Source organism: Gordonia terrae, assembly GCF_001698225.1.
GTDB classification, from domain to species: Bacteria; Actinomycetota; Actinomycetes; order Mycobacteriales; family Mycobacteriaceae; genus Gordonia; species Gordonia terrae.
The window spans coordinates 878,302-900,485 of the sequence record NZ_CP016594.1 but is presented as its reverse complement, the minus strand read 5'-3'; the positions used below and the strand labels follow the sequence as shown (position 1 = coordinate 900,485).

The window sequence follows — 22,184 nt, the reverse complement described above, 5'->3', positions numbered from 1 at the left end:
ACTAGGTCGCGAACGAGTCGACGATCCGCTCGAGGACCGCGGCGACCTGCTCGGTGGCGGCCTCGCGGTCGTCGGCCGCGGCGACGAAGAGCGCCGCCTCGTCGAGCGCGCCGATCGCGACATGGGCCAGCGGGCGGGTGGGCTGCTCGACGGCCTGGCCCGTCGCGATCGCCGCCGCGATCAGCCCCTCGACCAGCGCGAATCCGAATTCCTCACCGCGCGCCCGCCATTCACTCCAGCCCAGCACCGACGGCGCCTCGACGAGGGTGATGCGGTGCACCTCCGGCTCGGTGCACAGCCGCAGGAAGAGGCGCATACCCGCCTTCAGTGCGGCGAGCGGATCCTCGCCGGCGCGGTCACCCACCGCCTCGGCGATCTGCGCCACGATCGACTGCTCCACGTCGTCGTAGACGGCGACGAACAGGCCCTTCTTGTCGTCGAACTGGTGATAGAGCGCACCGCGCGTGACGCCGGCTTCGGCGACGATCTCCTGGGTCCCGACGTCGGCGAAGCCGCGCTCGCCGAAGAGCTTGCGTCCGGCGGCGATGAGCGCCGCGCGGGTGGCCGCGGTCCGCTCCGCCTGGGTACGACGATTGACTTTCATACAGTTTGCACGTAACTTTCGTACTCAGTGTTCGTAAGTTACCGAGTCTACGAGAAGCGGGCCTCGCCATGACAACTGCACTGCCGGCCTCCGAGTTGCCGACCGTCGAGCTGCCGTCCGGCGTCATCGAGTACGCCACCTACGGACCCGCCGACTCCGGGCACCCGCCCGTCGTCTTCGTCCACGGTGCCGTCGTCGACCATCGGCTGTGGGAACCGACCGCACTCCTGCTCGCCGAACGCGGATTCAGGTGCTTCGTCCCCCTCATGCCCCTGGGGTCTCATCACCTTCCGCTCGGGCCCGGAGCGGACCGGTCACCGCGCGGGATGAGCCGGCTCCTACGTGAGTTCGTCGCCCGCTTCGACCTGTCCCCCGCCACCCTCGTGGCCAACGACTCCGGCGGCGCCATCACCCAGTTCGCCCTCGACGACGACCCACGATTCGTCAGCCGGCTGGTGTTCACGAACTGCGATGCGTTCGATCTCTTCCCGCCGCAGCCGTTCCGCCTGTACTTCGCGCTGATGAGGAATCGGGTGCTGCTGAAGCCCCTGGCCGTCGCGATGCGACTGCGCGCGTTGCGCCATTCGGCACTGGGGGTCGGTCTGCTGCTGAACGATCCCGATCCGGAACTCACCGGCTCGGTGTTCGAGCCGCTACAGACCGACGAACGCATCCGCGACGACTTCATCGCATTCCTGCGAGGCATCAGTCCGGCCGAACTGGCGGAGATCACCCCGCGGATGTCGGGTGTCGACCTCCCGGTCCGCCTGGTCTGGGGGCGCGACGACCGATGCTTCACCCCGGCGCACGGACGTCGGCTGGCCGCGGCCTTCCCCGGCCGCGCGCAATTCGTCGAGGTTCCCGACGCGCGGACCTTCGTGTCCCTCGATCAGCCGGTGGCCCTCGCCGACCAGATCGCCGAGCTCACCGTCGGCGATCTCACCTCGCCCTGACCGTCGGGACGGTGCTCGAAGTCGAGCGGTCGAAAGAATTTCCGCCACCGGCGTCGGATTTCGGTGCCGGGCCGCGACGATAGAGATGTGAGCAGCGACCAACCGGGTTCGTCGGCCCGGGGACCAGAGGGATTGCTGGCCGTCTACGACCAGGCACTGCCGGAGGTGTACGGCTTCGTCGTGCGCCGCTGCACGGATCGTCGAACCGCCGAAGACGTCACGTCGGAGACCTTTCTGGCCGCGATGGACTCGGTCCGACGACGCCGGGAGACCGAACCGACCACCCCGTGGCTGATCGGGATCGCCCGGCACAAGCTCGCCGACCACTGGCGACGCGCCCAGCGCACCCCAGAGCCCGTCGACAACCTACCCGAACGCGGCGACGACCCCTGGGACACCGAACTCGACCGGATGGTCGCCCACCACACTCTCGGCCAGCTGTCGCCGGTCCATCGATCGGTCCTGACCCTGCGCTACGTCGACGATCTCCCCGTCGGTGAGTGCGCGGAGATCCTGGGCCGCACGGTCGGCGCGACCGAGGCGCTTCTCACCAGGGCCAAGCGCGCGTTCCGTGCCGCCTATCCCGAGACACAACCCCAGCCCAGCGGGAGAGGAGGTCACGCATGAGTACCCGGAACAGCTCGCGTTTCGACGCGACACGAGATCCGCTGCACGTCCTGAACGCGGCGAGCACCCCGGGCTTCGACGATCCGGTCCGTCCCGACCGCGATTTCGCCGATGCGCTGCGTGATCGCCTCGAGCGCGGGGTGACACTACCCGAAGGAGTCGTCATGGCCACCGCAACACAACTCGACGTACCCGAGACCACGTCGGCCGGTACCGGGGTCGAGACGGAACCGACCGTCGAACGTCCCGGCGCCCTCCCCTATCTCGTCGTCGCCGAACCGCAGGCCGCGATCGACTGGTACGTCGAGGCGCTCGGCGCCCGGCTGCGCGGCGAGCCGATCGTGATGTCGGACGGCGTGATCGGTCATGCCGAACTCGAGTTGGGCGGGGGTGCAATCTATCTCGCCGCCGAGTTCCCCGACCTCGGACTCCGGGCGCCCGCACCCGGGCAGGTGTCGGTCAGCCTGATGGTCGCCGTCGACGACACCGATGACGCGGTCTCGACGGCCGCCCGCGCCGGGGCCGCGGTCACCCGCGAACCGTACGAGGCCCACGGCACCCGCACGGCGGTCATCGTCGATCCGTTCGGACACCGGTGGATGCTGAGCGGACCGTCGAAGATCACGACCGCCGAAACGGTCCACCAGGGCGACATCGGTTACATGTCCCTCAACACGCCCGACGCCGCCCGCGCCCGGCGCTTCTACGGCGCCGTCCTCGGCTGGGAGTTCGACGTCGAGGGAAGGCGCGTCACCAACGTGGGCCACCGACTCGGCGTCTTCGAGACCGACGGTGCGCCGACGATGTTCTGCGCGTATGCCGTCGACGACCTCGACGCGGCCCATGGGCGCATCGTCGCGGCAGGCGGACAGGGTGAGTTCGGCGCCAGTCCCGACGGTCACCGCGTCGTCGACGCCGTCGACGACCAGGGCGTCCGCTTCGCGGTCTACGCCCCCGAGCCCGGCGACGTCCGGCCGCAGACACACCCGCGCGATCCCGGGGCCATGACCTATCTGACGGTGCTGACTCCCGACAGCGGCCGCTTCCGCGCGTTCTACGGGTCGGTGCTCGGCTGGACATTCCACGGCGGACGCATCGACGACGGCTGGGAAGTGGACGACTCCCGGCCGCAGGTCGGTCTCGCCGGTGGCGCAGAGAGCTCGGTGGCGGTGCCGATGTGGACGACCGAGGACGTGGTCGCCGCGGTCGAGCGCGTCCGTGCCGCCGGCGGCACGGTGCTCGAGGAACCGAACACCGCACCGTACGGCATCTCGGCGCGCTGCACCGACGACCAGGGCGCACAGTTCTACCTCGGGCAGTTGTTCTGAGTCACCCCACGAGTACCCCGACGACCAACACCACCACGGCGGCGGTGGTCAGCACGGAACGCACGATGTTCCACGACACCCAGACGGCCGTGAACCGCGACCAGACCTGCACCGCCTCGTCACCGCGAACCGCACCGGCAGCGTCGAGGCGGTCGTTGGCGGGGACGTTGACGGCCACCGTGATGACGACGCCGAGTGCGGTGAGGATCGTCGCGGCGAGGGCCCACCAGCGAAGGCCCGATCCCCAGCCGGCCCAGACGGTCAGAGCCCCGAACACCACGCCGCCGCCGAAGATCACCGCGAAGACGGGGTTGAGGATGGCACTGTTCATCCGCTGCATCCCCGCGACCGCCACGTCGGCACCGGCCCGGGTCAGACCGGGGATCACGGCATAGCCGAATCCCGCCAGCACACCGGCGCTGAGTCCGGTGGTCACGATCGCCAGGGTCACCATCACGTCGCGCACCACGTCCATGGGAACAGTCCAGCGCGTCACACGCCGGAAAACCATGACCGGACCGACGGATTTCCTGCTCCGACGTCGGACTCCCGACTCCGGAGCGGCCACCACCGTCATGGTTGACTCTTGTCCATGTCCTCTCGCTCTCGCGTCCGGGCCCTGTCCGCGCGTCTGCCGTTCGGCATCGGGACCATCGTCGTCGTCCTGTGCGCCGCGCTGGTCCTGACCGGCGGCGTGGTGCTCGCGAGCGGCGACGCCCGAACCGACGACGGCGAGTACGCGTACGGAGAGCTGCGCGGATACGAACGCGAACCGGGAACGGCGTGGACGATCGTCGGCCAGGAGGACCTGCCCGACTACTCCGGCGAGGTCACCATCGAGATCGCCGACACCTCCGACGAGGGGTGGCTCATCACGTACCCGTCCGGATTGGGACGCTCGTTCGTGATGGTCGACCGCCGTACCGGAAAATTGCTGTGGGACAACCCGATCAACGCGGGGCAGGGCGACTGCGCGGTCAACGAGGCGGGCCAGGTCGGTTGCGCGGTACAGCTGGGCACCCCGCTCGAGGACGGTTTCTACCTCGTCGACGACGCCGGGCTCCCGACCCGCACGGCGGAGTACCTCGACACCAAGGCCGTCGAGGGGCTCGGCACCAACTTCCTGCGTGTCAACCGGGTCGGGCACCAGGTCACGCTCAACACCCCGGCCGGCAAGAGCATCTGGGCGCGGACGTTCGCGGCGCCGATCGTCGGCATCGACGTCACCGGCGACATCGTGATCATCAAGACCGCCGACGCCAGTCAGCATCTGGTCAACCCGGCCACCGGGGAGGACCGCATCGGCTGCGACCAGTGCTCCATCAGGCTCTACCCGAATGGCGTGACCGTCGACCATCAGGCGTACGGCGAGGAGAAGGTCGTCACCTACGCGACCGTGAACGGGCGGGTCGACGCCGATCCGGTCGCCGAGGCCGACGGCCTGCGCGTGCTGCCGGGGCCGTCGACCCTGCCCGTCCTCAACGCCGCGAACCGGGTGTTCGCCGCGGAGGGCCAGTACGAGGTACGCGATCCGGCGCGCCCGGGCGCGCTGTGGCAGATCCGCGACGGCGAACTGTCCAAGGCCAATGCCGTCGCGTGCGGCTCCCTCGTCAACTTCGGCCGCCTCGACGGTTCGCGCACGACGTATGCACTCGCCGACGGCACGCACGTCGGCAGCGGGCCGCCGCCCGGTCCGCAACAGCCGATCCTCGCCAACCCGCGGTGCGTCGGTTCCAGCGGCACCACCATGGTCCTCGTCAATCAGGGAGTACTGACCGGACTCACCCCGGCCAACACCGCCGCCTGGGAGCGCGGTCTGTCGTCTCCCGGTCTCGTCCGGGTCGTCGACGGATACATCGCCGTCAGCGAGGGCAGCACGTTGTCGGTGCTGCGGCCGAACTGACCGCCGCTGCCCCGATCCTTGCATCGTCAACCGTCTCTGTGGGCCGTCTCACAGAGGACTTTCGGCCCATCGCTCACCTGCGACGACACTAACGTGCCGACGAGTCCAGACCTGAATTGATCACGACAAGGTAACGCTTTGCTCACGGCCGCGTGTACGGTCGGCTCGGTTCCGCAAGCACGAACCACGAGATGTACACGCGAGGTCGATCAGTTTTGGGTAAGCACTCCAAGCCACGGAAGAGGTCACGCACACCGTTGTGGGCCACCGCCCTCCTGCCGGTGGGCGTTCTCGCCGGCGCGGCCACGGCCGGGGCCGAGCTCTCCGGTCACACGTTGGCGCCGACGCCGGTGTCGGCACCCCAGCCCGCGGCCGAGGCCACCACCGCGCCCCCGTCGGTGACGCCGGCCGTCCGGGCACACCCGATCGCTCCGACTCCCCCGCCGCCACCGGTCCGCCCGGCCAGCGTGACGACCGGCGCGGTGCCGGTGACCAACTACGACGCCTATGAGTCCGCTGCGAAGGCCGTCACGAGCACTCATCCACGCTGCGGGATCGACTGGAAGGTCATCGCCGGGATCGGTCGCGTCGAGTCCCATCACGCCGACCAGGGCAACGTGAACCCCGACGGGGTGCTGCGCAGCGCGATCTTCGGCCCGCGCCTCGACGGTTCCCTCGCCGGCAACCAGGTCATCGGGGACACCGACCGCGGCGAGCTCGACGGCGACCCGGTCTACGACCGCGCGGTCGGCCCGATGCAATTCCTGCCGTCGACGTGGAAGATGTACGCCGCCGACGGCAACGGCGACGGAAAGTCCGACCCGCAGAACATCTTCGACGCCGCGCTGACCACCGCGAACTACTTGTGCGACGAAGACCTCGACCTGCGGGACTCGTCCTCACTGGTGACTGCCGTGCTGCGGTACAACAACTCGATGGACTACGTGAACAAGGTCCTCGGGTTCGCCCGCGAATACTGATCGCACCGCTCCCGGACGTGCGAGGAGCGCAAACGACGCCCCCACCGCTCCCTGAGGTGCGAGGAGCGCAAGCGACGAGCCCCACTGCTCCCTGAGGTGCGAGGAGCGCAAGCGACGAGCCCCACTGCTCCCTAAGGTGCGAGGAGCGCAAACGACGCCCCCACCGCTCCCTGAGGTGCGAGGAGCGCAAGCGACGAGCCCCACTGCTCCCTGAGGTGCGAGGAGCGCAAGCGACGAGCCCCACTGCTCCCTGAGGTGCGAGGAGCGTAAGCGACGAGCCACGAAGGGCCTGGTGAGATACCTCGCGAACCCTTCGCGGCTCGCTTCGCTCGCACCTCAGGGAGCAGAAAAACTCGCCACCAGCTGGCGGTTCTTTCGTGTTCCACGACGGCCGACAGGCCGCAGGTACGGCCTTCGCCCGTCAGTCCTGCGTCAGGAACGCCTGCAGCGCAGCCGAATACATCGGCACGTCGTCGGCGCCCATGAGCTCGCGCGCGGAGTGCATCGCGAGTTGCGGCGCGCCTACATCGATCGTCGTGAGGCCCGTCCGTGATGCCGTGATCGGCCCGATCGTCGAGCCGCACGGCAGATCCGCCCGGTGGACGTACCGCTGCATCGGCACCCCCGCTGCATCGCAGGCGAGCGCGAAGATGGCTTCGCCCATCGCATCCGACGCGTAGCGCAGATTCTGGTTCACCTTGAGCACCGGGCCGCCGCCGATCGAGATGCGGTGGCCGGGTTCGTGCCGTTCGGGATAGTTCGGGTGGGTCGCGTGGGCCATGTCCCCGGACAGGCAGACGCTCGCCGCCATCGTCCGAAGGAAGTCCGCACGTGATCCGCCCCGCGCCAGCACGATTCGCTCACAGATCGAACCCAGGAAGTCCGACGCCGCGCCGCGCTCGGAACCGCTGCCGACCTCTTCGTGGTCGAACAGCACCAGCATCTTCGTATTCGTCGACGACCTGGCGTCGAGCAGGGCCCGCATACCCGCGTAGCAGGTGCCCTGGTTGTCCAATCGGGGTGCGCTGAGCAGGTTTCCGTCGGCACCGATGATCGCCGACGGTGCCACGTCGTGGGTCATGAGTTCCCAGCCGAGGAGCGCATCGGGATCGATCCCCGCATGCTCCGACACCCAGCCCAGGACGTCGGGCACCTCGTCGCCGATCCCCCACACGGCGTTGACGTGCCGCTGCGGATCGAGCGAGACACCCTTGCGATCCTCGGCCAGATGGATCGCGAGCTGGGGCACCCGCACGATCGGCTCGGTCACGTGAACCAGCGTGTGCGCCACCGAGTTTCCCGACCGGTATGCGAGGCGGCCGGACAGGCCCAGATCGCGGTCCAGCCACGAGTTGAGCCAGGCGCCGCCATAGGGCTCGAGCGCGACCATCGCAACCCCGGCCGACGAACGGTCCGGATGCTGCTTGAGCCGCAGGTTGGGGCTGTCGGTGTGCCCGCCGACGATGCGGAAGGCTCCGGCCTGCCCGGTCTCCCACGCGATGATGGAGCCGCCGCGGATCACGAAATGCCGCGCCGACGGCGCGCTCAGGTCGGCTTCCGCCCACTCCCGGTCCTCGAAAAGCCGTGTGTAGCCGGCGTTCTCGAGTTCCCGAGCCACCGTCGCACAGACGTGGAACGGCGACGGGGACGCATCGACGAATTCTCCGAGCCCACGCGCGGTCGCGCTGGTCGGGATCCGGGCGGACGCACTCATCGGCGAAGCTGCGCTCACACCGAGGCGAGAACCGAGTCGATCACCGAGTAGAAGAGTCCGAGACCGTCGTCGCTCGGACCGGTGAGCGGCTCGGTGGCGTGCTCGGGGTGCGGCATCAGGCCGACGATCCGTCCGTTGGGACTGGAGATCCCGGCGATCTCGAGGGCCGAGCCGTTGGGGTTGCGCTCCGGGAACCGGAACACGACCAGGCCCTCCCCTTCGAGCTCCTCGAGCTTGCGCTGCGAGGCCACGTAACGACCCTCGCCCGACTTGAGCGGGATCAGGATCTCCGCGCCCTGCTCGAAGCGGGTCGTCCATGCGGTGGTGTTCGACTCGACGCGCAGCCACTCGTCGCGACAGATGAAGTGCAGCCCCTCGTTGCGGGTGAGGGCACCCGGCAGCAGCCCGGCCTCACAGAGCACCTGGAAACCGTTGCAGATACCGAGAATCGGCATCCCCTTGCCCGCTGCCTCGACAACCGAACCCATGACCGGCGCGAACCGCGCGATGGCACCCGCACGCAGGTAGTCGCCGTATGAGAAGCCGCCGGGCACGATGATCGCGTCGACTCCCTTGAGGTCGGCGTCGCCGTGCCACAACGACACCGGCTCGGCACCGGCGAGCCGGACCGCGCGGGCCGCGTCGACGTCGTCGAGGGTTCCGGGGAAGGTGATGACCCCGATACGAGCTGTCATGGCTGTCCTCTACTCCGCGACGCGCGAGACGTTGAAGTTCTCGATGACCGTGTTGGTCAGGAGTTCTTCGGCGATGCGCTCGAGTGTCGTGTCATCCACCGAGTCGTCGACCTCGAGTTCGAATCGCTTGCCCTGACGGACGTCGCCGATACCGCTGAACCCGAGCCGGCCCAGGGCGCCGACGATGGCCTGGCCCTGGGGGTCGAGAATCTCGGCTTTGGGCATCACGTCGACCACCACTCGCGCCATGGACCGCTCCTCAAATGTCTGCTGGTCGGTTGTCGCCTGATCGGTGATTCCCGATCAGTTCACGCCGGTCAGCTTACCGGGTGCGCCAAATCGCCTCAGAGCACGGATTCGATGGCGGCGATGACCGTCGGGTCGGTGGGCTCGGTGCGCGGACGGAAGCGGTTGACGACCTCACCGTCGGCGTTGACGAGAAACTTCTCGAAGTTCCATTGGATGTCACCCGCCTCGCCGTCGGCATCGGCGTGCCGGGTGAGTTCGGCATACAGCGGGTGGCGATCGTCGCCGTTCACGTCGGTCTTCTCCAGCAGCGGGAACGTCACACCGTAGGTCGCCGAGCAGAAGGTGGCGATCTCCTCGGCGGTGCCGGGCTCCTGTCCCATGAACTGGTTGCAGGGCACTCCGACGACGGTGAGGCCCTTGTCGCCGTACGTCTTCGCGAGCTCTTCGAGGCCGGCGTACTGCGGGGTGAGTCCGCACTTGCTGGCGACGTTCACGACGAGAAGCGGACCGCCGAAGTCGTTCAGCGAGACGTCGGAGCCGTCGAGGGCGGAAACCGGGATGTCCTTGATGTTGGCCATGAATGTCAGATTAGACCGCGCCCGCCGGTTCATCCGGAGACGTGGGTCACAGGTCTGCACGACGTATGCCCAAGGTCACGCTTAATTGCGTTTCTGCAATAGTTGCATTCGGGTTAGCATCTTCGGGTGTCCGGAGATTGCAGGTCGTACAGCGGTGCCGACGAGTCGGTGAACGCTGCCTCGACGGCGCTCAACGCTTTCCTCGAGCGGCTCATCGACCTGGGCCGGCCGGGGACACTGGAGAGCTTGGCAGCCACCGACATCACGTTCTCCCAGTTGCGCATCCTCTCCGCACTCGCCTGCCAGCCCGGCCCGATGTCGGTGAACGCCATCGCCGATCAGGTACAGCTGTCGCTCGCAGCCGCGGGCCGGACGGTGGACAAACTGGTCGGCTGCGATCTGGTCGACCGTCGCGAGGACCCGTCCGACCGACGGGTCAAGCGCATCTCCCTCACCGACGCGGGGCGGCGCTACCTCGAGACCCACCTGGCCGTGAAGCGCGGGACCATCCGGCACTTCGTCGCCAACCTGCCGACAGACATGCGGGACAACCTCTGCGCGGCCCTGCGTCCGATCGTCGACGACGCCGTCGACCATTTCTGTCTGCCCTCCGATGGACGGCAGGCGTCATGACCCCTCGCCTCGACATCGACCCACTGATCCCCTGACCGCCTCACTCGACCCCGCACGGGTCGACCGAGCCCGACAGACGATCACCCCGCGGGTGACCGCGGCACGCTCATTTCTCGTCCGACCGATAGGAACACCCGAATGACTTCATCCACAGGTGGCCACCTGCACGAGGGCCCACCGGACACCAAACTGGACCGACACGTCCTCATGGTCGCCGGCGTGGTCGTGCTCGGTGCGATCATGTCGATCCTCGACGTCACCGTGGTGGCCGTCGCGCAGAACACCTTCCAGCAGGAATTCGGCACCGATGCCGCGGGCGCCGCCTGGACCGCGACCGGCTACACCCTGGCGCTGGCCGCGGTGATCCCGCTGTCGAGCTGGGCCGCTTCACGTTTCGGCACCAAGAAGGTCTACCTCGTCTCCCTGGTCCTGTTCACCCTCGGATCGGTGCTGTGTGCGCTGGCGCCGAACATCGGGATGCTCGTCGCGTTCCGCGTGATCCAGGGCCTCGGCGGCGGCATGCTGATGCCCATCGGCATGATGATGCTGACCAAGGCCGCCGGACCCGAGCGGGTCGGCTCGGTCATGGCCGTCCTCGGTATCCCGATGCTCCTCGGCCCGATCTCGGGCCCGATCCTGGGCGGCGTCCTCATCGAGCAGCTCAGCTGGCACTGGATCTTCCTGATCAACGTCCCGATCGGCATCGGCGCCCTGATCTTCTCCTGGATCGTCCTGCGCGACGACGCCGAGACCAAGCGCTCCTCGATCGACGTCGTCGGCCTGCTCCTGCTCTCGCCGGGCCTCGCACTCTTCCTGTTCGGCATCTCCTCGAGCGCCGAGCACCGGACCTTCGTGACGGCCTCGGTCCTCGTGCCGACCATCGTCGGCGCGATCCTCATCGGCGCCTTCATCTTCCACGCCCTGCGCAAGAAGAACCCGCTGCTCGACCTGCGGTTGTTCGCCAACCGCACACTCAGCATCTCGGTCGTCACCATGGTGCTGTTCATGATCGCGTTCTTCGGTGCGGCGCTGCTGTTCCCGCAGTACTTCATCGGCGTGCGCGGTGAGTCCACGCTGGCCGCCGGCCTGCTGCTGGCACCGCAGGGAATCGGCGCCATGCTCACCATGCCGATCGCCGGCCGCCTCACCGACAAGATGGGGCCGGGCAAGTTCGTGCTCGCCGGCATCGTCCTGATCGTGCTGGGCCTGAGTACGTTCATGTTCCTCGGCTCGGACACGTCCTACTGGCTGATCTGCGGGTCGCTGTTCGTGCAGGGTCTCGGCATGGGCATGACGATGATGCCGATCATGTCCTCGGCCCTGGCCACCCTGAAGAACTCCCAGGTTCCCGACGGCTCGACGCTGCTCAACGTGATCCAGCAGTCGGCGACCTCGATCGGTACCGCGGTGATCTCGGTGATCCTGGCCAGCAGCCTCGCGAGCCGCCCCGAGGCGGGACTGGCGATCATGGCCAACACCTCCGACGCACCGTTGCCGCCGGGAGTGCCGGACCCGCTGCCGCAGTCGTTCTTCGAGACAGCCGCAGACGTGTTCTCCAACACGTTCACCATCTCGGTTGTCCTGATCGTGCTCACGCTGATCCCCGCGTTCTTCCTGCCCCGCAAGAAGATCGCCTCCCAGCTGACCGAAGAGGACCTGGACCGCGGGCCGATCATGATGCACTGACCTCGTCTCTTTGACATCACAAAGCCCCGTCCGACGCGAAGTCGGACGGGGCTTTGGGTGGTTTCGACAAGCTCAACAAGCGGAGGTGTCGAGCGCACCCGACTGCTGGAGGATCCACGCCAGCTCGAAGGCGACTTCTTCCCACTGCTTGTAGCGTCCGCTGACGCCGCCGTGACCGGCCGACATCTCGGTCTTGAGCAGGACCGGATTGTCGGAGGTCGTCTTTTCCTGAAGCCGCGCAACCCATTTCGCCGCCTCGGTGAACAGCACCCGGGTGTCGTTCAGCGACGTCTGCGCGAGGATGGGCGGGTACGGCTTGGCGTCGACGTTCTCGTAGGGCGTGTAGGTCTTCATGTACCGGTAGACCTCGGGGTCGTGCAACGGGTCACCCCATTCGTCCCACTCGATCACCGTGAGGGGCAGCGACGGATCGAGGATCGAGTTGAGTGCGTCGACGAACGGCACCGACGCCAGGATCCCGTTGAACAGCTCGGGCGCCAGGTTGGCCACCGCGCCCATCAGCAACCCACCCGCGGACCCGCCCTCGGCGACCATCTGCTGCGGCGTCGTCCACCCGGCGTCGACGAGATGGCGGGCCGCCGCGACGAAGTCGGTGAAGGTGTTGCGCTTGCTGAGCTCTTTGCCGTTCTCGTACCAGTGGCGACCCATCTCGCCACCGCCACGGATGTGGGCCAGGACGAACACCATGCCGCGGTCGAGCATCGACAGTCGCGCCACCGAGAAGTACGGGTCGATGCTCGCCTCGTAGGAGCCGTAGCCGTACAGCAGCAACGGCGCGGGTGTGGCGGCGTCGGTCTCCTTGCGGCGCACCACCGACAGCGGGATCCGGGTGCCGTCGTCGGCGACGGCCCACTCCCGGGACTGGACGTAATCGGCCGGGTCGTAACCGCCCAGCACCGGCTGCCGCTTGAGCAGGGTCCGCTCACCGGAGGCGACGTCGAGTTCGAACAGTTCGGCCGGCTCGATGAAACTGCCGTACCCGATGCGCAGCTTGGGGGCACGCCATTCCGGGTTGGCCCCGAGGCCCGCCGAACTCAGCTCCTGATCGAAGGTGACCTCCCGGAAGTCCGACTCGGCCGGGATGCCGTCGATCTGTCTGAGGTCGGCGATCGCCAACCGCGGCAGCGCATCCCGGCGGTAGGACAGGACCAGGTAGTCCGCGAAGGCGTCGAGGTCCTCGATCCGGCGCTGCGGATCGTGCGCGATGAGCGGTCGCCGGTCCGACGGGTCGGCAACCGGCGCGAGATCGATGGCGAAGTTCTCCGCCTTCGCGCCGTCGCGGTCCTCCCCGGCCCCGACTCCGTTGTGGACGATGACCAGGTAGTCGGCACCGTCGATGACGGCATGCTCGACGCTGTACTCGACGCCTTCCACTCGTGGTGCGACGCTGCGGAATTCGCCGGTGGGATCGTCGGCGGCGAGCAGGTAGCTCTCCGACGTGATCTTCGAACCGACGCCGATGACCAGGAACTTGTCACTCCGCGTGGTGCCCATCCCGACCCAGAACCGTTCGTCCGGCTCGTGGAAGACCTTGACGTCCGATGTCCCGGCGCCGATGTCGTGGCGCCACACCGTGTCCGGACGCCACGCGGCGTCGACCGTCGAATAGAAGACGTGCCGGGCGTCCGCCGACCAGACCGCCCCGCCCGAGGTGTCGCGCACCTCGTCGGGAAGCAACTCGCCACTCCGAAGGTCTTTCACCCGCAGCGTGTAACGCTCGTCTCCGACGACGTCGATGCTGTAGGCGAGCCAGTTCCCGTCGTCGCTGACGGTCAGCGCGCCGAGGCTGAAGAAGTCATGGCCCTCTGCCTCGACGTTGGCGTCGAGCAGGATCTCCTCGCCGGGCAGCGGGTCGTCGCCGACCTCCGGCGGGGTCCAGTCGTCGTCGGACCGGATCGGACACCGGCAGGACGTCGAATACTGTTTGCCCTCATGGGTTCGCCCGTAGTACCAGTATCGGCCGCGCCGGTTGGGCACCGACATGTCGGTTTCCTTGGTGCGACTCTTGATCTCGCCGAAGATCTGGGCGCGCAGGTCCGCCAGTTGGGCGGTCTGCGATTCGGTGAAGGCGTTCTGTGCCTCGAGGTAGGCGATCACCTCGGGATCGTCCTTGTCGCGCAACCATTCGTAGTCGTCGACGAAGGTGTCACCATGGTGGGTGCGCTCGGCGGGCACCTTCTTGGCGACCGGCGGGGTCACCACCGGAGCGGTCGCGTCCTGCTTCTCGTCGGTCATCAGATCACCTCTGCATCGGGCCAGTCGGCGAAGGACTTTCGCGAGATCCATTCGTAGGCATCGATATAGCGCTGCCTCGTGCGGTCGACGACGTCGTCGGGCAACGGCGGCGGCGCGACATCGGAGGCCCGGTCCCACCCGGATTCGGCACCGGTGAGCCAGTTCCGCACGATCTGCTTGTCGAAGCTGGGCTGCACCTTGCCGGCCTCGTAGGTGGCGGCCTCCCAGTACCGCGACGAGTCGGGGGTGAGCACCTCATCGGCCAGGACGAGTTCACCGTCGGCCCCGCGGCCGAACTCGAATTTGGTGTCGGCCAGGATGATTCCGCGCTGGGCGGCGACGGCGGCGCCGCGGGCGTAGATGTCGAGGGTGGCCGATCGTAGCGCCTGCGCCAACTCCTCCCCCTCCTGCTCGACGACCCGCTCGAAACTGATGTTCTCGTCGTGCTCACCCTGCTCGGCCTTGGTGGCCGGCGTGAAGATCGGTTCGGGGAGCTTGCTCGCCTCCGCCAGTCCCGCCGGCAGTTCGACGCCGCACACCGACCCGGTCGCCTGGTAGTCGAGCAGGCCCGAGCCGGTCAGGTAGCCGCGGGCAACGCATTCGACCTGCACCATCGGCAGTCGACGGACCACCATCGACCGGCCTACGACCGACGCCGGGATCCGTTCGTCGGTGGGTCCGCCGGCCAAATGGTTGGGCACGCCGAGCTCGTCGAACCAGTAGAAGCTCATCGCGGTCAGGATGCGCCCCTTGTCGGGAATCGCGGGACTGAGGATGTGGTCGTAGGCCGAGATCCGGTCGGACGCCACCAGCAGCAGGGTGTCGGCGTCGATCTCGTAGATCTCGCGGACCTTCCCCGACGCCAGATGACGGTAGGACTGCAGTTCAGGACGCATGGACTCGACCCTAGAGGGTGAGGTGACCCCGCGGGGCGGCAGGGACCACCCGTCCAGCCGTGGGGTCCGGGTTCTGCGATCCTGGACCGATGAGCGAGCCGCACATCACCATCACCTACTGCACGCAGTGCAACTGGCTGCTGCGGGCGTCCTGGATGGCCTCGGAACTGCTGAACACCTTCGGCACCGAGATCGGCTCGGTGACCCTCGTCCCCGGCACCGGCGGGGTGTTCGTCATCGACGTCGACGGCACCCAGATCTGGGAACGCAAGCGCGACGGCGGCTTCCCCGGTGCTCCCGAACTCAAGCGTCGCGTGCGCGACACCGCGCTCCCGGACTGGAACCTCGGGCACTCCGACGTCACCGCGCCGGAGTGACCCCGTTCCCTGGTTCGAGGAGCCGCACACACTGCTCCCTAATCCGAAAAAAGCTACCCCCATTGCTCCCTGAGGTGCGAGGAGCGATAGCGACGAGCCACGAAGGGTTTGGCGACCCATCTCACCAAGACCCTTCGTGACGGCCTCCGCAAGCTCCGGCCTCCTCAGGGAGCAGTAGTTGGGCTCGCTCCAAGCACAACGAGTTCTTTCGCAGTCCACGACGGCCGTCAGGCCGCAGATGTTTAGGTCTGCGGAGAGCTACAGGATCGGCGCCGGCGAGTAGCCCGCGGCGTCGGGGTACTGCCCGATGATCTTCTCCGCGGCCGCGATGACGTCGGCGACCTGCTGTTCGGCGGCACCGACGAAGGCCGTCTTGTCGGTCAGCAACGCGTCGAGCTGCGCGCGGTCGAGCGGGATACGGTCGTCGGCGGCGAGCCGGTCGAGGAGGTCGGGTTCGCGTCCCTCCTCCCGCATGGCGAGCGCGACCGCGACCGCGTTCTCCTTGATCGCCTCGTGCGCGGTCTCCCGCCCGACGCCGGCGCGCACCGCGGCCATCAGGACCTTGGTGGTCGCGAGGAACGGCAGATAACGGTCGAGTTCGTTGGCGATCACGGCCGGGTAGGCGCCGAACTCGTCGAGCACCGTCAGGAAGGTCTCCATCAGTCCGTCGATCGCGAAGAACGCGTCGGGCAGGGCCACGCGACGGACGACCGAGCAGAAGACGTCGCCCTCGTTCCACTGCGCGCCCGCCAGTTCGGCGGCCATCGAGCCGTATCCGCGGAGTACGACCGCGAGCCCGTTGACGCGTTCGCAGCTGCGGGTGTTCATCTTGTGCGGCATCGCCGAGCTGCCGACCTGACCGGGCTGGAAGCCCTCGGTGACCAGCTCGTGGCCCGCCATCAGCCGGATGGTGTGGGCCAGCGACGACGGCGCGGCCGCCAGCTGCACGAGTGCCGACACCACGTCGTGGTCGAGCGACCGCGGATAGATCTGGCCGACCGAGGTGAACGAGCGGGCGAACCCGAGGTGATCGGCGACCCGGCCCTCGAGGTCGGCGAGCTTCACCGCGTCGCCGCCGAGCAGGTCGAGCATGTCCTGCGAGGTGCCCATCGGCCCCTTGATCCCGCGCAGCGGGTAGCGGTCGATGAGTTCGCGCAACCGGGTGAGCGCGATCATCAGCTCGTCGGCGGCCGAGGCGAACCGCTTGCCGAGCGTGGTGGCCTGGGCGGCAACGTTGTGACTGCGTCCGGCCATCACCGTCGACGAGTAGTCGGCGGCGCGTGCGACGATGCGCGCGAGCACTGCCACGCCGTGGGCGTGGACGTGTTCGAGCGAACGCAGGATCTGCAGCTGCTCGACGTTCTCGGTGAGGTCGCGGCTGGTCATGCCCTTGTGGATCTGCTCGTGGCCGGACAGGGCGTTGAACTCCTCGATCCGGGCCTTCACATCGTGGCGGGTGACCCGTTCACGTTCGGCGATGGATGCGAGTTCGACCTGGTCGACGACGCGCTCGTAGTCGGCGATGGCGTCGGCCGGTACGTCGATGCCGAGGTCGCGCTGCGCCTTGAGGACCGCGATCCACAGTCGCCGTTCGAGCTCGATCTTGGTGCTCGCCGACCACAGTTCGGCGAGATCGGCGGAGGCATAGCGGCTGGCCAGGACGTTGGCGATGACGGGCTTCGACACCCGGTCAGTGTAGGTCGCGACCGAGGTCAGACCGAAACCCTGCTCGGGCCGCCTGTGGTGAGACGTCGGTCCGCGTCAGAAGGCCACGCACGATCCGTTCGACCCGTAGCCCTGCCGAACGCGGACGAACGTCGGCTGAGAGACCTTCCCGTTCTGCACCGCGTACAGGTATTTGTCACCGATGCGCTGCGGGACCCAGGTGGTGGAGGCTAGCGCACCCTGGGGCAGGTCGCGTCCCACGAAGCGTGGCGGCAAGCCCGCCTTGACCTCGAAGAACTCCACCCAGCCGGAGGAGTTGACGGCCACGGTCAGCGGATACGTACAGCCGGTGCCGTAGACCGCCGAGGAGAGCGGGACCGATGCATCGACCCGGCCGGCCGGCGCCGCCTGTGCCGTCGGCACCAGGAGCGCGGTCGTGCTCATCATCGCCGCGCCGAGCGCGACCCCGATCCTCACCATCCAGCGTCGTCCCGACATTCGATCCCCTTCCCCGTCGGTGACCTGACGCCCCATCGTGTCATCGTCGCCCCGATGGCGCGGCCTATTCGCGAGGTTCGTCGCGGTCACTCACGCGGTGCGAGGACGTCGACGACATCGAGTAGTGCGTCGCGCACCGCATCGACGGGCCGGACCGCGGTCTGGGCCAGCGCGCCGACGATGGCACCGTCCTCGATGCCGATCAGTTGCGCGATGTGCACCGGGTCGGCGACGCGGTGAGATTTGACCAGGACCTCGCAGTGATGAAACGCCAGCGACTGTCCGCGCGCGGCGACGACGTCGCGCAAAAGGGGGTGACGCGCCGCGAGCGCGATCATCTCGTACCGCGCGGACAGTTGCTGGAGTGTCGTGTCGGAGCCGACGAAGACGTCGGCGAGCGCGGCCGCCGTCGCCGTGCTCCCGCGATGCCGGCGCGGAAGAGCGTTGCAGCGGGCGGAGACTGCGGTCTCGTCGTGGGCGCACAGGTGGGCGGCGGCCTCGGCCATCAAGTCGTCGAGGGAGCCGAAATAGTAGGTCGTCGACGCCAGCGGGAGTTGCGCCCGCTCGGCCACCGCGCGATGACGTACGGCGTCGAAGCCGCCTTCGAGCAACAGCTCGCCGGCAGCCTCGATCAATCGAGACCGCCGCCGCACACCCTTGGGTGTCGCCGCCGAGGTCATCATGGATGTTCATGCTGCCAAAGGGCCGGTACCGCCGTATCGCTTTCACCAAAGCGATGCACACACAGTCTGATTCCCGTATAAGTCCGCTGACCTCCGGCAACGCGCGACCGGGGCGTCAGTCGGACATCGGACACCGGGGTACGACGACCGGGCCCGCGGTTACCGTGAGCGCATGCAGTTCGACGGCCTCCACGCTGTCGCCGATTACGCGGCGCTCTACACCTGTCTGCGACAGGTCGCGTTCGCCGATCACCTCCGCGAACGGCTGGGCAGCTTCGAGGCGCGCTGCGACCCCGCCGAGCGGGCCGTCGTCTTCACCGCCACTGCCCCCACCGGTCAAGACGGGCACCACGACTCGGTCCGGTCGCGCGCCACCCTGATCGCGGTGATCGAGGCGGACGCGATCGTGTGGGGGTGGGCCCATCCACGCGGCGAACCGTCCGGCCCCGCCTCGGCGCTGCGGGACGTGGGCGCCCGATTCGGCGTCGACGACTTCGCGACGCCTCGGGTACCGTTGCCGCCCAACCTGTCTCGCGACGAGGTCATCGACTGCCGGGCGCAGGCGATCGACATCGTCGCCGCCGCCGCGGTCGAGAGCACCGGGATCAGTCCCTACTGGACGGGACGGCTCGACGACGGGGAACTCGCCGTGTACCTCCTCGACGACGTCGCACTCCCCGAGCCGAGCTTCGCCGACTTCGCCACGACGATGCCGACCGTGATGAGATCTCTTGCGGTCAACGATCATCGGGTGGCGATCCACGGGATGGCCGCGCGGCGCGGATGGCACATCAGCTGGCGGGCAGGCACCGACGGCGGCCGATCGCCGATCTGCGACGTCACCGACGGCGAGTCGGTGGCGCACGTGGAGTTCGACCGGCGCGCGCGGCCGATCGACTTCAGCTGCGAGCTCGTCGGGCAGCACTGAGCCGCGCATCCCGCACCGGGCCCGCATCACCGGCGACCCATGCGACCATCGGGGACATGTCCCCCGACAGTCGCGACGACACCCATCTCCGACGCGCGATCGAGCTGGCCGCCGAGGCCCGCGCGCGCGGCGATCACCCGTTCGGTTCGCTCCTGGTCGCCCCGGACGGGGGCGTGGTGGCCGAGGGCATGAACACCGTCGACACCGCAGGTGACCCGACCGGGCACGCCGAGACCAACGTCGTACGCGCGGTCGGGCACCTCGACCTCGTCACCCGCGGCGGGCTGACGCTCTACACCAGCACCGAACCGTGCGCGATGTGTGCCGGAGCGATCTACTGGGCCGGGATCGGTACGGTCGTCTACGCACTCGGTGAGGACGAACTGCGGGAGATGACCGGCGACGACCCGGCGAATCCGACACTGGCGATGCCGTGCCGCCGGATCTTCGAGGCGGGCAGCCGGCCGATCGTCGTCCGCGGCCCGTTCGCTCTCGACGCCGCACGGGAGGTGCATGCCGGTTTCTGGCAGCACAGCTGAAAGGAGATTCCTCACATCGATGCGCGTCGGTCGACGATCCGTTGCGGCGAGCCGGGGGTCGGCTACTACCCTGTTGACTCGATGACCCGAGTGACACCACCGACCAGCGATACCGACGAGCGCAGCAGGCCCGACGACAACGGCCGCTCGCCCGTCGGCCGTCGTGCTGTCCTGGCCGCCGGACTCGGCGCCGCTGCGCTCGGCGTCGCCGCATGCTCGGGTTCGACCCCGCCGACGTCCGTACAGCCGCGCAAGCTGGAGGGCCGGGCCGACGACGAACTGCCGGTCGAGGCGTCCCCACCCCCGGTCACCGGGGGCCCGCCGCTGGTCACCGGCAGCTTCCGGTCTGCGCGGATGGGTGGGCGCGACACCAGGTGGGCCGTCGCCCGCCCCAACGGCGTGACAGGCACCCTGCCCGTCGTCGTCGTACTGCACGCGCTGAACACCAACGAGCAATCGATCTTCGGGCCGAAGCTCGAGATGCAGACCGTGATGCAGCAGTACGTCGACGCAGGCAATGCGCCGTTCGCTCTGGCGGCCGCCGACATCGGGCGCAATTACTACCACCGGCGCACCGACGGCACCGATGGCGGCGCGATGGTCCTCGACGAGTTCCTGCCGATGCTGGCGAGCGACCCGAAACTCAACCTGTCCACCGAGCGGATCGGACTCTTCGGCTGGTCGATGGGCGGCTACGGTGCGCTGCGTCTGGCCGCGATGCTGGGCGCACCGCGCGTCGCCGCCGTGGCCGTCAGCTCGCCCGCGATGTGGGCCGACCCGCGCAACTTCCCGCCGCGCGCCTTCGACGGCATCGCCGACTACCAGGCCAACTCGCTGTTCGGCGCGCAGCCGAAGTTCGCGAAGATCCCGCTGCTGATCAACATCGGCTCGAGCGACCAGTTCTACACCTACACGCGCCAGTGGGCCGCCGGACTCCGGCCGCCGGCCGCGTTCGGGACCGCGGCCGGCGGACACACCAACCGTTACTGGCGCAGTGTCCTTCCCGAGCAGGTGGAGTTCCTCGGACGGAACCTGGCGGTCTGACTCGGGATTCGCTCACGTGTTCCGTTCGCGCTCAACCGATTCGGGGTGATCGGGAACGGACGATGCGAGCGAGACTCAAATGCTGATCCGGCCCTCGAGGGCGTTGCGCCCGATGTCGCTGCGGAAGTGCGAACCGGGGAGCTTGATGCCCGCGATCCGCGCGTAGGCCTGCTCGCGGGCTTCGGCGAGGTCGGCGCCGGTACCCACCACCGCGAGCACCCGCCCACCGGAGGAGACGACGGCGCCGTCGGCATTGCGCGCGGTGCCGGCGTGCAGCACCCCGTCGGTGTCGGCGCCGGTGATGACGTCGCCGGTGCGCGGCTTGCCGGGGTAGTTCTCGGCCGCGACAACCACCGTGACCGCGGCACCGTCACGCCACTGCAGCGGCGGCAGGTCGGCGAGCGTCCCGGTTGCGGTCGCGTGCAGCGCCTGTCCGAGCGGAGAGTCGAGCAGGGCCAGCACCGCCTGGGTCTCCGGATCACCGAAGCGACAGTTGAACTCGACGACGGCGGGTCCGTCCGATCCGATCGCCAGGCCGGCGTACAGCAGACCGGAGAACGGGATACCGCGCCGAACCATCTCGGCAGCAACGGGTTTCACGACCTCGTCGACGATGCGCGCGGTCATCTCCGCGGGCAGCCAGGGCAGCGGCGTGTAGGCACCCATGCCGCCGGTGTTGGGGCCGGCGTCGTCGTCGCCGACGCGCTTGTGGTCCTGCGCGGGCAGCAACGGCACCACGGTCTCGCCGTCGACGAGACAGAACAGCGACACCTCCGGCCCGTCGAGGAAGCTCTCCAGCAGCACCGGGTGCCCGCTCTCGAGGCACTCGGCGGCGTGGTCGCGGGCGACGTCACGGTCTGTGGTGACGACGACGCCCTTGCCCGCGGCGAGACCGTCGTCCTTGACCACCCAGGTCGGGCCGAAGCGGTCGAGTGCGGCGTCGAGCCGGGCGGGATTGTCGACGATCTCGGCGTGGGCGGTCGTGACCCCCGCGGCCTTCATGACGTCCTTCGCGAACGCCTTCGACCCCTCGATCTGGGCAGCCTCGGCACTCGGGCCGAACGTCGCGATCCCGGCCGCGCGCAGGGCGTCGGCGACTCCGAGGACCAGGGGCACCTCGGGGCCGATGACCACGAGGTCGGCACCGACCTCGCGTGCCAGCTTCACGACCGCGTCGCCGGAGACGGCGTCGACGGGATGGTTCGTGGCGATCGACGAGGTGCCGGCGTTCCCCGGGGCGACGTGCAGGTCGGTGACCGCCGGATCGTTCGCCAGACCGATGAGAAGGGCATGTTCGCGGCCGCCCGAGCCGATCACGAGTACGCGCACGTCCATGACTCTAAACGGT

The 22,184-nt window shown here is 68.5% G+C and carries 23 protein-coding genes; 11 read left to right on the top strand and 12 right to left on the bottom strand.

The window, feature by feature from the left end; all coding sequences use genetic code 11:
- Nucleotide 1 precedes the first annotated feature (1 nt).
- Nucleotides 2–604, bottom strand: coding sequence for a TetR/AcrR family transcriptional regulator (locus BCM27_RS04210; RefSeq protein ID WP_004020737.1), 603 nt, complete (start codon nucleotides 602–604; stop codon nucleotides 2–4).
- 68 nt (nucleotides 605–672) lie between these two features.
- Here BCM27_RS04210 and BCM27_RS04205 point away from each other — a divergent pair, with 68 nt between their 5' ends.
- The 3 genes from BCM27_RS04205 (at nucleotide 673) to BCM27_RS04195 (ending at nucleotide 3,512) form a co-directional block, all read left to right on the top strand.
- Nucleotides 673–1,557 carry an alpha/beta fold hydrolase gene (locus BCM27_RS04205; protein WP_004020738.1) on the top strand — a complete coding sequence of 295 codons (885 nt, stop codon included), beginning with the start codon at nucleotides 673–675 and terminating at the stop codon, nucleotides 1,555–1,557.
- A gap of 87 nt (nucleotides 1,558–1,644) precedes the next feature.
- Complete coding sequence (locus BCM27_RS04200; RefSeq protein WP_004020739.1) at nucleotides 1,645–2,184, top strand: RNA polymerase sigma factor; 540 nt, start codon at nucleotides 1,645–1,647, stop codon at nucleotides 2,182–2,184.
- Nucleotides 2,181–3,512, top strand: coding sequence for a VOC family protein (locus BCM27_RS04195; RefSeq protein ID WP_004020740.1), 1,332 nt, complete (start codon nucleotides 2,181–2,183; stop codon nucleotides 3,510–3,512). Before BCM27_RS04200 ends, BCM27_RS04195 begins: the two co-directional genes overlap by 4 nt.
- A 1-nt stretch (nucleotide 3,513) precedes the next feature.
- On the opposite strand, the gene BCM27_RS04190 is transcribed toward BCM27_RS04195, so the two are convergent.
- Nucleotides 3,514–3,987 carry an anthrone oxygenase family protein gene (locus BCM27_RS04190; RefSeq protein ID WP_004020741.1) on the bottom strand — a complete coding sequence of 158 codons (474 nt, stop codon included), beginning with the start codon at nucleotides 3,985–3,987 and terminating at the stop codon, nucleotides 3,514–3,516.
- Nucleotides 3,988–4,104: 117 nt separating this feature from the next.
- Between BCM27_RS04190 and BCM27_RS04185 the strand changes: the two genes are divergently transcribed.
- Together BCM27_RS04185 and BCM27_RS04180 are read left to right on the top strand one after the other, a co-directional pair.
- The gene (locus BCM27_RS04185; protein WP_004020742.1) at nucleotides 4,105–5,415 is read left to right on the top strand and encodes a hypothetical protein; all 1,311 of its coding nucleotides are present in this window, start codon (nucleotides 4,105–4,107) and stop codon (nucleotides 5,413–5,415) included.
- A gap of 215 nt (nucleotides 5,416–5,630) precedes the next feature.
- Nucleotides 5,631–6,395 (top strand): lytic transglycosylase domain-containing protein, encoded by a 765-nt coding sequence (locus tag BCM27_RS04180; protein WP_033204357.1) that lies wholly within the window; start codon nucleotides 5,631–5,633, stop codon nucleotides 6,393–6,395.
- A 421-nt stretch (nucleotides 6,396–6,816) separates the two neighbouring features.
- Here BCM27_RS04180 and BCM27_RS04175 read toward each other — a convergent pair whose 3' ends face one another.
- The 4 genes from BCM27_RS04175 to BCM27_RS04160 form a co-directional block, all read right to left on the bottom strand.
- The gene (locus tag BCM27_RS04175) at nucleotides 6,817–8,109 is read right to left on the bottom strand and encodes a M18 family aminopeptidase (protein ID WP_033206510.1); all 1,293 of its coding nucleotides are present in this window, start codon (nucleotides 8,107–8,109) and stop codon (nucleotides 6,817–6,819) included.
- 14 nt (nucleotides 8,110–8,123) lie between these two features.
- A complete protein-coding gene (purQ, locus tag BCM27_RS04170) occupies nucleotides 8,124–8,804 on the bottom strand; it encodes a phosphoribosylformylglycinamidine synthase subunit PurQ (protein WP_004020745.1) in 681 nt (226 codons plus the stop codon).
- Nucleotides 8,805–8,813: 9 nt separating this feature from the next.
- The gene (gene purS, locus BCM27_RS04165) at nucleotides 8,814–9,053 is read right to left on the bottom strand and encodes a phosphoribosylformylglycinamidine synthase subunit PurS (RefSeq protein ID WP_004020746.1); all 240 of its coding nucleotides are present in this window, start codon (nucleotides 9,051–9,053) and stop codon (nucleotides 8,814–8,816) included.
- A 95-nt stretch (nucleotides 9,054–9,148) separates the two neighbouring features.
- Nucleotides 9,149–9,631 (bottom strand): glutathione peroxidase, encoded by a 483-nt coding sequence (locus BCM27_RS04160; RefSeq protein WP_004020747.1) that lies wholly within the window; start codon nucleotides 9,629–9,631, stop codon nucleotides 9,149–9,151.
- A 126-nt stretch (nucleotides 9,632–9,757) separates the two neighbouring features.
- On the opposite strand from BCM27_RS04160, the gene BCM27_RS04155 reads away from it, so the two are divergent.
- Nucleotides 9,758–10,264 (top strand): MarR family winged helix-turn-helix transcriptional regulator, encoded by a 507-nt coding sequence (locus BCM27_RS04155; RefSeq protein ID WP_033206493.1) that lies wholly within the window; start codon nucleotides 9,758–9,760, stop codon nucleotides 10,262–10,264.
- Between the two features lie 138 nt (nucleotides 10,265–10,402).
- Nucleotides 10,403–11,950 carry a DHA2 family efflux MFS transporter permease subunit gene (locus BCM27_RS04150; protein WP_033206496.1) on the top strand — a complete coding sequence of 516 codons (1,548 nt, stop codon included), beginning with the start codon at nucleotides 10,403–10,405 and terminating at the stop codon, nucleotides 11,948–11,950.
- 72 nt (nucleotides 11,951–12,022) lie between these two features.
- Here BCM27_RS04150 and BCM27_RS04145 read toward each other — a convergent pair whose 3' ends face one another.
- Both BCM27_RS04145 and BCM27_RS04140 read right to left on the bottom strand, forming a co-directional pair.
- Entirely contained in the window at nucleotides 12,023–14,206 is a 2,184-nt protein-coding gene (locus tag BCM27_RS04145; protein ID WP_004020627.1) for a S9 family peptidase, read from the bottom strand.
- Nucleotides 14,206–15,102 (bottom strand): phosphoribosylaminoimidazolesuccinocarboxamide synthase, encoded by an 897-nt coding sequence (locus BCM27_RS04140; RefSeq protein WP_004020628.1) that lies wholly within the window; start codon nucleotides 15,100–15,102, stop codon nucleotides 14,206–14,208. Before BCM27_RS04140 ends, BCM27_RS04145 begins: the two co-directional genes overlap by 1 nt.
- Nucleotides 15,103–15,191: 89 nt before the next feature.
- Here BCM27_RS04140 and BCM27_RS04135 point away from each other — a divergent pair, with 89 nt between their 5' ends.
- Nucleotides 15,192–15,479 carry an Rdx family protein gene (locus BCM27_RS04135; RefSeq protein ID WP_004020629.1) on the top strand — a complete coding sequence of 96 codons (288 nt, stop codon included), beginning with the start codon at nucleotides 15,192–15,194 and terminating at the stop codon, nucleotides 15,477–15,479.
- A 258-nt stretch (nucleotides 15,480–15,737) separates the two neighbouring features.
- Here BCM27_RS04135 and purB read toward each other — a convergent pair whose 3' ends face one another.
- The 3 genes from purB to BCM27_RS04120 form a co-directional block, all read right to left on the bottom strand.
- Nucleotides 15,738–17,165 carry an adenylosuccinate lyase gene (purB, locus tag BCM27_RS04130; RefSeq protein ID WP_004020630.1) on the bottom strand — a complete coding sequence of 476 codons (1,428 nt, stop codon included), beginning with the start codon at nucleotides 17,163–17,165 and terminating at the stop codon, nucleotides 15,738–15,740.
- A gap of 75 nt (nucleotides 17,166–17,240) precedes the next feature.
- Nucleotides 17,241–17,642 (bottom strand): hypothetical protein, encoded by a 402-nt coding sequence (locus BCM27_RS04125; protein WP_033206513.1) that lies wholly within the window; start codon nucleotides 17,640–17,642, stop codon nucleotides 17,241–17,243.
- An 86-nt stretch (nucleotides 17,643–17,728) separates the two neighbouring features.
- Nucleotides 17,729–18,322: a TetR/AcrR family transcriptional regulator gene (locus BCM27_RS04120; RefSeq protein WP_174316846.1), complete on the bottom strand. Its 594-nt coding sequence runs from the start codon at nucleotides 18,320–18,322 to the stop codon at nucleotides 17,729–17,731.
- A 175-nt stretch (nucleotides 18,323–18,497) separates the two neighbouring features.
- Here BCM27_RS04120 and BCM27_RS04115 point away from each other — a divergent pair, with 175 nt between their 5' ends.
- From BCM27_RS04115 to BCM27_RS04105, 3 genes are all read left to right on the top strand, one after another.
- Complete coding sequence (locus BCM27_RS04115) at nucleotides 18,498–19,253, top strand: DUF6882 domain-containing protein (RefSeq protein ID WP_004020633.1); 756 nt, start codon at nucleotides 18,498–18,500, stop codon at nucleotides 19,251–19,253.
- Between the two features lie 56 nt (nucleotides 19,254–19,309).
- Nucleotides 19,310–19,792, top strand: coding sequence for a nucleoside deaminase (locus tag BCM27_RS04110; protein ID WP_004020634.1), 483 nt, complete (start codon nucleotides 19,310–19,312; stop codon nucleotides 19,790–19,792).
- An 81-nt stretch (nucleotides 19,793–19,873) separates the two neighbouring features.
- Nucleotides 19,874–20,836, top strand: coding sequence for an alpha/beta hydrolase (locus BCM27_RS04105; RefSeq protein WP_004020635.1), 963 nt, complete (start codon nucleotides 19,874–19,876; stop codon nucleotides 20,834–20,836).
- 75 nt (nucleotides 20,837–20,911) lie between these two features.
- On the opposite strand, the gene purD is transcribed toward BCM27_RS04105, so the two are convergent.
- Nucleotides 20,912–22,165 carry a phosphoribosylamine--glycine ligase gene (gene purD, locus BCM27_RS04100; RefSeq protein ID WP_174316845.1) on the bottom strand — a complete coding sequence of 418 codons (1,254 nt, stop codon included), beginning with the start codon at nucleotides 22,163–22,165 and terminating at the stop codon, nucleotides 20,912–20,914.
- Nucleotides 22,166–22,184 lie beyond the last annotated feature (19 nt).

Excerpts from the sequence above, each read along its gene's own strand:
- BCM27_RS04210 (WP_004020737.1), bottom strand. The coding sequence starts at position 604 with ATGAAAGTCAATCGTCGTACCCAGGCGGAGCGGACCGCGGCCACCCGC.
- BCM27_RS04205 (WP_004020738.1), top strand. The coding sequence starts at position 673 with ATGACAACTGCACTGCCGGCCTCCGAGTTGCCGACCGTCGAGCTGCCG.
- BCM27_RS04195 (WP_004020740.1), top strand. The coding sequence starts at position 2,181 with ATGAGTACCCGGAACAGCTCGCGTTTCGACGCGACACGAGATCCGCTG.
- BCM27_RS04190 (WP_004020741.1), bottom strand. The coding sequence starts at position 3,987 with ATGGACGTGGTGCGCGACGTGATGGTGACCCTGGCGATCGTGACCACC.
- BCM27_RS04185 (WP_004020742.1), top strand. The coding sequence starts at position 4,105 with ATGTCCTCTCGCTCTCGCGTCCGGGCCCTGTCCGCGCGTCTGCCGTTC.
- BCM27_RS04175 (WP_033206510.1), bottom strand. The coding sequence starts at position 8,109 with ATGAGTGCGTCCGCCCGGATCCCGACCAGCGCGACCGCGCGTGGGCTC.
- purQ (WP_004020745.1), bottom strand. The coding sequence starts at position 8,804 with ATGACAGCTCGTATCGGGGTCATCACCTTCCCCGGAACCCTCGACGAC.
- purS (WP_004020746.1), bottom strand. The coding sequence starts at position 9,053 with ATGGCGCGAGTGGTGGTCGACGTGATGCCCAAAGCCGAGATTCTCGAC.
- BCM27_RS04160 (WP_004020747.1), bottom strand. The coding sequence starts at position 9,631 with ATGGCCAACATCAAGGACATCCCGGTTTCCGCCCTCGACGGCTCCGAC.
- BCM27_RS04150 (WP_033206496.1), top strand. The coding sequence starts at position 10,403 with ATGACTTCATCCACAGGTGGCCACCTGCACGAGGGCCCACCGGACACC.
- BCM27_RS04145 (WP_004020627.1), bottom strand. The coding sequence starts at position 14,206 with ATGACCGACGAGAAGCAGGACGCGACCGCTCCGGTGGTGACCCCGCCG.
- BCM27_RS04140 (WP_004020628.1), bottom strand. The coding sequence starts at position 15,102 with ATGCGTCCTGAACTGCAGTCCTACCGTCATCTGGCGTCGGGGAAGGTC.
- BCM27_RS04135 (WP_004020629.1), top strand. The coding sequence starts at position 15,192 with ATGAGCGAGCCGCACATCACCATCACCTACTGCACGCAGTGCAACTGG.
- BCM27_RS04125 (WP_033206513.1), bottom strand. The coding sequence starts at position 17,642 with ATGTCGGGACGACGCTGGATGGTGAGGATCGGGGTCGCGCTCGGCGCG.
- BCM27_RS04120 (WP_174316846.1), bottom strand. The coding sequence starts at position 18,322 with ATGACCTCGGCGGCGACACCCAAGGGTGTGCGGCGGCGGTCTCGATTG.
- BCM27_RS04115 (WP_004020633.1), top strand. The coding sequence starts at position 18,498 with ATGCAGTTCGACGGCCTCCACGCTGTCGCCGATTACGCGGCGCTCTAC.
- BCM27_RS04110 (WP_004020634.1), top strand. The coding sequence starts at position 19,310 with ATGTCCCCCGACAGTCGCGACGACACCCATCTCCGACGCGCGATCGAG.
- BCM27_RS04105 (WP_004020635.1), top strand. The coding sequence starts at position 19,874 with ATGACCCGAGTGACACCACCGACCAGCGATACCGACGAGCGCAGCAGG.